7 protein-coding genes and 3 pseudogenes are annotated in these 7,512 nt (G+C 39.8%); 5 read left to right on the forward strand and 5 right to left on the reverse strand.

Annotated features, from left to right (window positions below; genetic code table 11):
• Positions 1–188: 188 nt before the first annotated feature.
• The 3 genes and pseudogenes from P375_RS12900 (at position 189) to P375_RS12300 (ending at position 2,118) form a co-directional block, all read left to right on the forward strand.
• On the forward strand, positions 189–323 hold the full coding sequence (locus tag P375_RS12900; RefSeq protein WP_256940507.1) for a hypothetical protein: 135 nt from the start codon (positions 189–191) through the stop codon (positions 321–323).
• A 276-nt stretch (positions 324–599) separates the two neighbouring features.
• Positions 600–731 (forward strand): alcohol dehydrogenase catalytic domain-containing protein, encoded by a 132-nt coding sequence (locus P375_RS11480; RefSeq protein WP_230588116.1) that lies wholly within the window; start codon positions 600–602, stop codon positions 729–731.
• Between the two features lie 53 nt (positions 732–784).
• Positions 785–2,118 (forward strand): annotated as a pseudogene (locus P375_RS12300) (IS3 family transposase).
• A 319-nt stretch (positions 2,119–2,437) separates the two neighbouring features.
• On the opposite strand, the gene P375_RS11495 reads toward P375_RS12300, so the two are convergent.
• The 4 genes and pseudogenes from P375_RS11495 to P375_RS11510 all read right to left on the reverse strand — a co-directional run bounded on the left by P375_RS11495 (position 2,438) and on the right by P375_RS11510 (position 5,827).
• Positions 2,438–3,985 (reverse strand): multicopper oxidase family protein, encoded by a 1,548-nt coding sequence (locus tag P375_RS11495; protein ID WP_021461565.1) that lies wholly within the window; start codon positions 3,983–3,985, stop codon positions 2,438–2,440.
• A gap of 11 nt (positions 3,986–3,996) precedes the next feature.
• Positions 3,997–4,452 (reverse strand): DUF411 domain-containing protein, encoded by a 456-nt coding sequence (locus tag P375_RS11500; RefSeq protein WP_021461564.1) that lies wholly within the window; start codon positions 4,450–4,452, stop codon positions 3,997–3,999.
• A 177-nt stretch (positions 4,453–4,629) separates the two neighbouring features.
• Positions 4,630–5,281 (reverse strand): annotated as a pseudogene (locus P375_RS12310) (IS1595 family transposase).
• 147 nt (positions 5,282–5,428) lie between these two features.
• Positions 5,429–5,827 carry a MerR family transcriptional regulator gene (locus P375_RS11510; RefSeq protein ID WP_039092659.1) on the reverse strand — a complete coding sequence of 133 codons (399 nt, stop codon included), beginning with the start codon at positions 5,825–5,827 and terminating at the stop codon, positions 5,429–5,431.
• Positions 5,828–5,896: 69 nt separating this feature from the next.
• Here P375_RS11510 and P375_RS11515 point away from each other — a divergent pair, with 69 nt between their 5' ends.
• Positions 5,897–6,511 carry a cation diffusion facilitator family transporter gene (locus tag P375_RS11515; protein ID WP_021461562.1) on the forward strand — a complete coding sequence of 205 codons (615 nt, stop codon included), beginning with the start codon at positions 5,897–5,899 and terminating at the stop codon, positions 6,509–6,511.
• Positions 6,512–6,699: 188 nt separating this feature from the next.
• Positions 6,700–7,266 carry a nitronate monooxygenase gene (locus tag P375_RS11520; RefSeq protein WP_231924132.1) on the forward strand — a complete coding sequence of 189 codons (567 nt, stop codon included), beginning with the start codon at positions 6,700–6,702 and terminating at the stop codon, positions 7,264–7,266.
• 20 nt (positions 7,267–7,286) lie between these two features.
• Here the strand turns inward: P375_RS11520 and P375_RS12855 are convergent.
• Positions 7,287–7,512: pseudogene (locus P375_RS12855) on the reverse strand (site-specific DNA-methyltransferase); the annotation flags it as partial.

Here is a 7,512-nt window from a genome sequence, read left to right on the forward strand (position 1 = left end):
ATGGCGCCAATTTTACTTGTTTGAGGCAGGGGTAAAACAATCAGCGAAAATGACCGCTGGCACCATTATCTGAAAGGAAAAGCAAGAGAAAAGCGACAAAGTAAAAAAACAACCCCATTTTTATCAAATGATTTTGGAAAGATGGGTTTGTCAGCAGTCTGACCGCTTTTGATAAAGCGGTGTTTTTTATGCCGTCTGAAAAGGTCTTTAATACTTTTTCAGACGGCATTGTGTTTTTCAAACAGTTTCGCAGTGTGCGTCATTGCACCAACCCAATATTTCATCAGGAAAATGGTGCAACAAGTTGCACCCTACATCTTTGATGCTTTTTTAAGACGGCATTTTTTTCAGACGGACTAAAACGCCCAATCTTTCCATTTTTAAAAACCAACTTCCCATTTTTCGCCATTCTTATTGTTATTTTAAAACGCTAAAATACGCCCATTTTTAATATAGGTCAAAACAATGAGCAAACAAATCCAATTTACAAAAACAGGTTCGCCTGATGTCCTGCAAATCGTTGATGTACAAATCCCCGCCCAAAATCGGGCGAAGTGCAAATCCAAATGCACGCTTTGGGACTAAACCGTGCCGAGATGATGTATCGGGAAGGGGCGTATGTGATTGACCCTGTGTTCCCTGCGACTTTGGGTTATGCAGGGGCAGGCGTGGTCGTGGCGGTGGGCGATGACGCTGGCGAATTTCAAATCGGCGACAAAGTGAGCGTCTGATCTGCACCCCAAAAGTTGGACTAAAAACCAACTGATTAAGGTGCAGATTTTTTATGACGAAATACAACCAATCTTTCAAACAAGAAGTGATCGCATTTTTTCTCCAAAACGGGAAAAATTGCTCACTCACTCGCCAGCAATTTCAGCTTAAAGCCTCCACGCTACGTCGTTGGATTTCGCAATATAACTATAATGGAATCAATAGTTTAGCCGTACTGGGTAAGAGGCAAAAATATTCCCCAGAATTTAAATTAACCGTCATACAAGCGGTCAAAAAGGGGCAATTTTCTGCAGAAAGTGCTTGTCTGCATTTTGGTATTGCTAATTCAGGGGTGATTAGCCAGTGGTTGCAAGCCTTTGAAAAATAAGGTATAAACGGCTTATTTCCAAAGCCGAAAGGACGACCAGCAATGAAACCGAAATACCCGAAAATGCCTCCCCCACCCAAAACCGAAGAAGAACGCTTGCGTTATCGGATTTTGGAACTGGAAGCGGAGAATGCTTACCTAAAAAAGTTGCGGGAACTCAACCAAGCAAAAATGCGGAAAAAGTAGCCATCATGAAAATGTTGAGGGTAAATTTTTCCTTGGAAATATTACTCTATTTGACAGGTTTAAAACGCTGTTCATTCTTTTATCATTTACAGCTTAAAATTGATAAAAATGTGGCAATTAGGCAGGAAATTGTTGAGATTTATCGCAAAAATGACGGCAATTATGGCTATCGTCGCATTACGTTAGCATTGCGAAAAATGTTCGGTGCAATTAACCATAAGCGTGTGCAAGCGATAATGCAACAGCTTGATTTAAAAGGAAAATGTAAGCAGAGAAAATATCGTTCTTACAAAGGCGAAGTGGGTAAAATTGCCGAGAATTTATTGCGACAGGATTTTCACACAAACGCTCTAAATGAAAAGCTCGTCACGGATATTACCGAGTTTAAATGTGCGGAAGGCAAACTTTATCTTTCGCCGATTAAGGACTTATTTAATGGCGAAATTATCGCCTATGACCTTGCCCGAAGCCCAAACTTTGAGCAAATAATGCGAATGATGAAACAAGCTGTCGCAAAGCTCCCGCAAGGAGCAAGCCTTATTTTACATTCCGACCAAGGATGGCAATATCAGATGGCAGGTTATCAGGCGATATTGAAACAAAATGGCATCGTGCAAAGTATGTCAAGAAAAGGAAATTGCTTGGATAACAGTGCGATGGAAAGCTTTTTCGGGCGATTGAAGACGGAATGTTATTTTGGTAAACGATTTGAAACATTTGAGCAACTCGAACAGACTATTCAAAAATATATTCATTATTACAATCACGAGCGTATTCAAGTGAGACTAAAAGGGCTAAGCCCTGTGCAATACAGAACTCAGTCCTTGAATTAACGTAGTCTAACTTTTTGGGGGCAGATCAATAATTAAATTTTGTAAAAATAAATCATAAAAAACCAAGAGAAGAAAATACTCACTTTTATTAAAGCATCAAGACCATAAAATATTATCTATATAACCGGAAAGTGAATTACCAGATGGGTTATTAAATAAGTTCATATGTAGCCACTGTTATCGGTGTATTGGTTGAAGTGCCTGTGATGCTTTCACTTGTTGCGTTGTTAAATCGTTGGAATAAATAATGACAAGCAGTGGGATTTTCGCAATTTACAAATTTTCACGAAAATCCCTCTATTTTTATAGTTAGATACCACTATTCCACTTTAAACATCCCCATCATACCGAGATTTTCATGTTCCAAAATATGGCAATGGTACATTTTCAACCCAGTGTGTCCTTGCTTAAAGCGAATAATCACTTTTTCATAAGGGCGCAAATTGACTACATCTTTTAACGCCCTGCCTTCTGGCTTGAAGGTTTTGCCGTTTAATGTATGTTGAATCACTTCAAATTGAGTGCCGTGCAAATGGAACGGATGATCCATATGGCTTTCATTGAAAATTTCCCACTGTTCCACTTCATTCAATTTGGCAACAAAATCAATACGGTTCATATCAAAGGTTTGACCGTTGATTAAGAACATACCATTCATCATTGGTGGAATAGGGTTGTCCGTTGGTGTTGTAGTAGCGTGATGTGTACCGTGATTCATCATTGGCATATTTGTATGGTTCATCATTTTTTCACTAAAGCGAATTTGGCGAACCTGCTTTGGTTCATCCCAGTTAGGCAAGGATCTTAAGCTTTCAGGTAACTGAACAGGTTCTGATTTCACCTGAATTGTGGCTAAAGTGAGATCTTTAGGCTGTTCTTGCACCATCATCTTACGGCGATCATAATAACCGCTTTGTAAATTGACTGTTCCTTGCGTTTCACCCACCATAATCACTTCAACGCGTTCGGCTGGTGTAAGTAGCAGTTCATCAACAGGCGAGCGAGGTTTTTCAAGTAAACCACCTTCGGTACCCACCACAATCCATTTCACCCCTGGAATGTTTAAACGAAAATAACGAGCGCTAGTGGCATTCCAAAGACGGATTCGTTCATTCGTTTTCACTTGAATCTGGGGCTGATATTGACCGTTGATTAACACAAATTCACCCTCACGACCGTTCATCCAATCTAACATTGTGTTTGCTGGAATGGTGCCATCGGTATTTAAACGCAGATCGGAAATCACCCAATGTTGTTCAGGAAGGTGTGCAAGGGGATCATTTTTCGCTTTAACAACGAAAGTGCCTGCTAAGCCTTTATAGACTTGTTCGGAAACATGGTCATGTGGATGAGGGTGGTACCAATATGTCCCAGCACTGCCTTGAGGTAGCGTAAAGCGATAGACTTTTTTCCCTTGCGGTTCAACCATATCCATCGGGTTACCATCCGCCTCATTTGGTACATCTAAGCCGTGCCAATGTACTGTTGAGGGTTGTGGTAGGTGATTGATAAATTCAATTTCTACGGTATCGCCTTCAAATACTTCAATTTGTGGCCCTGGTAGTTGTCCGTTATAAGCCCAAAATTCCGTTTCTTTATTGTCTGCGAGGCGAATTTTAATTGGCTCTGCTTTTAAAGTGGCTTTGAATAGCCCAGCTTGAGTCGATTGATTAGCAAGTTTTGGCAATATCCCATTAAGCGATAAACCTGAAGGCATTGCCTCAGTTGGCATTAGGCCAGTAGGTACTGAATGCATCATCGCCATATTGCCATGTTGTGCGTGGTTCATCATATTCGCAAGGCTATAAAGCGAGCTACTGGCTAAGCTAATTCCAATTCCATAACGTAAAAAATCTCGACGTTTCATTCTTTCACCCCCTATTGGTTATAGAATTTAAATACTTCACTTTCACCGTTTTTCTTAATCAAAACAACATCATAAGGATCTTTGCGTCCGCCGTATGCTTCACCGTCCATACCTGGTGAACCAATTGGCATTCCCGGTGCAGACAAGCCTATTGCATCGGGTTTTTCTGCGAGTAAACGTTTGATATCCTCAACAGGTACATGTCCTTCAATCACATAGCCATCAATCACGGCCGTGTGGCAAGAAGCATGCCCATCTTTAATGTTAAAGCGCTTATGAGCATCATAATTGCCTGTTTCGTTGACTTTAACCTCAAAACCATTTTTCTGCATATAGCTGATCCATTCATTACAACAACCACAAGTCGGGCTTTTCCACACTTCCATAGAAAGTGTTTGTGCTTGAGCAAAAGTGGTTATGCCTAAACTTAAAAGCAACAATGAGCGGGGGAATTTATGTAATTTCATAAGATGTCCTTATTTTTATTGAGATGGAATGGCGCAATGTTAAAGCTTGACCTAGGGTTAAGGTCAAGTAATCTGAAAAAATTCTATCATTTGAAAATTTTTCTCAAAATCCTACTGCTTGTAGTAGAGATATGCCAACGTACCATCCACTATTATTTTTGGGGCTGTACTAGATAACTAGAATAAATTCTGCTTTACTAATTGTTTTAAAATGGAAAATTGAACTTTTATTTCACTGTGGTTAAAACGCCATTCACATTCCTTCAAATACAGTTCAAAATGCTCTTTGGGAATGCCGTTAAACTTCCGTAAGTGGCGTTTTGCCTGATTCCAAAAGTTCTCAATTCCGTTAATATGATTTTGTCGTTCAGCAAAATGTGTGCTGTGATTGATGCGAAAGTGGCTAAACTCACTCACATCAAGTACATCATAGCTTTTGTAACAATCAGTATAAACAATACTGTCAGGCTTTACCTGCTCACGTATTATCGGCAATAAAGTGGCAGTTTGCGTATTGGGGCACAGCAACGGTGTAAACCTTGCCGTTGCGCTTCAGAAGCCCGAATACAGCCACTTTGCCGGCTGCCCCGCGACCGCATTTGCCTTTGCGCTGTCCGCCAAAATAGCTTTCATCAACCTCTACTTCGCCATCAAACATTTCCAGATGCAGGCTGTTATGGAAAATCAGTAAGCGTAAACGATGAAAATAATAGGCAGCAGTGTTTTTATTAACACCGACTAATTGCGCTGCTGTGCGTGCAGTAACACCTGCAATAAACAGTTCAATCAGTTTGTTTTGCTTGTACTGACTTAAACGACTTCTTCTCATAGGGATTATTCTAACCTGAAATTAGATTTCCCTAGTTATCTAGTACAGCCCCTTAAATATTTGTTTAAAACACCGTTTGGAGCAATTCAAGCGGTGTTTTTGTGTGGAAATTTTGCAAAAATGAACTTTCAGGCTGCCTGAAAAACATTATCCTTTATCTTTAATACTTTTAATGATTTGACAATTTTCAATTTCTTTATTTTGACAACCAATAATTTGTTCCAAAAATGATTTAACTTCTTGTAATTGCTTAATTTGTTCGTTGATATGTGATAAATGTTTTTGGGTTAATTCATCAACATCATCACATTGATGATTGGGAGTTGTTTGAAATGTCAATAAGACCTGAATGTCATTTAAAGAAAAACCGATATTGCGACAAGTTTTAATAAAGCGTAATTGTTCTAGCTGATTTTCATCAAAAACTCGGTAGCCATTAGCTTGAAAAGTTGGCTTGATTAAGCCTTGTTTTTCATAATAACGAATGGTTTCCAAATGCACGCCTGTTTGCTCACTGGCTTGTTTAATTTTAAAAATTTTTGACATTGCACTTGACCTTGTAATAACTACGGAGTTTATATTATAGCAAATTTCAATCATCTTTCGGAGTTTGTTATGGCGTGCCAAAGTTGTTGCAGTTCAAATCAGCCCATTCACCAATCACCCAAGTACAAAAAAGCCTTGTGGATTGTCTTGGTATTAAATTTATCAATGTTCTTTGTGGAAATTGTAACGGGGATTAAATCGGGTTCAACTTCGCTGTTGTCGGACAGCTTGGATTTCTTGGGCGATAGTGCCAATTATTTAATAAGTTTGATTGTTTTGCCAATGGCATTAAGTTACCGTGCCAAAGCATCTATGGTTAAGGGGCTAACGATGGGCGTTTTTGGCTTATTTATTTTAATTACAACCATTTATCGTGCGTTTTATGGGGAAGTTCCCAGTTATAGCGAAATGAGTATTGTGGGATTTTTGGCGTTATTGGTGAATGTGTCAGCATTGTTGATATTATTAAAATTCCGTGATGGCGACAGTAATGTCAGAAGTGTATGGGTATGTTCTCGCAATGATGCGATTGGTAATATGGCGGTGATTTTGGCTGGCATAGCAGTTTATTTTTTTCAATCAAAATATCCTGATTTAATTGTGGCGTTTATTTTGGCATTTTTAGCATTACAAGCCAGTCAAGAAATCATCAAAAGGGCTTGGGTGGAATTAAAAGTCAGTTAATTTATAAACACCGTTTGAATTTGATTTTCAAGCGGTGTTTTTGTTTGGAAAATGTGCAAAATAAGTTTTCAGGCTGTCTGAAAGTTGATTTCCATATTTGAAAACCAAATTCCCAAAAATCGCTATTCTTTTCTCAATTTGAATAACCTAAAATACGCTTATTCCATTTTTTAAATCAGAGAAAAATCATGCAAAACAATCGTATTGCCCAAATTTTAAATATCAAATACCCCATCGTCCAAGCCCCAATGTCGTGGCTGACCGATGCACATTTAGTGGCGAGCGTTGCCAATGCTGGCGGATTGGGCTTTTTAGCCCCACACGCTGGGCAAACCACCAATCCGACGTCCAATCAAGATGTATTAGACCGTATGCGTGCCGAAATTCACAAAGTCAAAGCCTTGACGGATAAGCCTTTTGGCGTGCCGTTTGTTTTATCTTATGACTTTTCACTCATTCCGTTGATGATGGATTTGCTGATTGAAGAGCAAGTGCCTGTGGTGCTGGATAATGGTTGGTTGGACGAGGAGATATACGCCAAACTCAAACAGGCCGGTATCAAAATCATTTGCCGCCTGCCGAATCCGAATTTGCCCGACGCTTTGAAAGCGCAGGAATTGGGCGCGGACATTTTGGTGTTGACCGGTTTTGATGAAGGCGGCACTTTACCGATGAAGGAAACGGGCAGCTTTTCCGTGTTGGCCGAATTTGTCGGTAAAGTCGATTTGCCAATTATGGGCGGGCGGCATTGCTGATAAAGCCCACTTTGTTGTACATCTTTACGCAATAAGTTTCGTGCCAAATGCAGGCGAGGCAGCATCATATTGAGCCAATTGCTGTGATAATGCCCGTTTTCTTTGCTGTTTTTCACAAAGGCACGCTTAAGTTTGCCCGCTTCGTCTTTATCGCCTACTTTTTCCGCATAATCGGCTTGGCTGTCGGCAAAGTTATCTTTATAGATAAAATCGTTCCCCGTGTTGTACGGCGGGTCGATATAAATC

This window comes from Gallibacterium genomosp. 2 (assembly GCF_000771895.1).
Lineage (GTDB): Bacteria > Pseudomonadota > Gammaproteobacteria > Enterobacterales > Pasteurellaceae > Gallibacterium.

Excerpts from the sequence above, each read along its gene's own strand:
- P375_RS12900 (WP_256940507.1), top strand. The coding sequence starts at position 189 with ATGCCGTCTGAAAAGGTCTTTAATACTTTTTCAGACGGCATTGTGTTT.
- P375_RS11480 (WP_230588116.1), top strand. The coding sequence starts at position 600 with ATGTATCGGGAAGGGGCGTATGTGATTGACCCTGTGTTCCCTGCGACT.
- P375_RS11495 (WP_021461565.1), bottom strand. The coding sequence starts at position 3,985 with ATGAAACGTCGAGATTTTTTACGTTATGGAATTGGAATTAGCTTAGCC.
- P375_RS11500 (WP_021461564.1), bottom strand. The coding sequence starts at position 4,452 with ATGAAATTACATAAATTCCCCCGCTCATTGTTGCTTTTAAGTTTAGGC.
- P375_RS11510 (WP_039092659.1), bottom strand. The coding sequence starts at position 5,827 with ATGTCAAAAATTTTTAAAATTAAACAAGCCAGTGAGCAAACAGGCGTG.
- P375_RS11515 (WP_021461562.1), top strand. The coding sequence starts at position 5,897 with ATGGCGTGCCAAAGTTGTTGCAGTTCAAATCAGCCCATTCACCAATCA.
- P375_RS11520 (WP_231924132.1), top strand. The coding sequence starts at position 6,700 with ATGCAAAACAATCGTATTGCCCAAATTTTAAATATCAAATACCCCATC.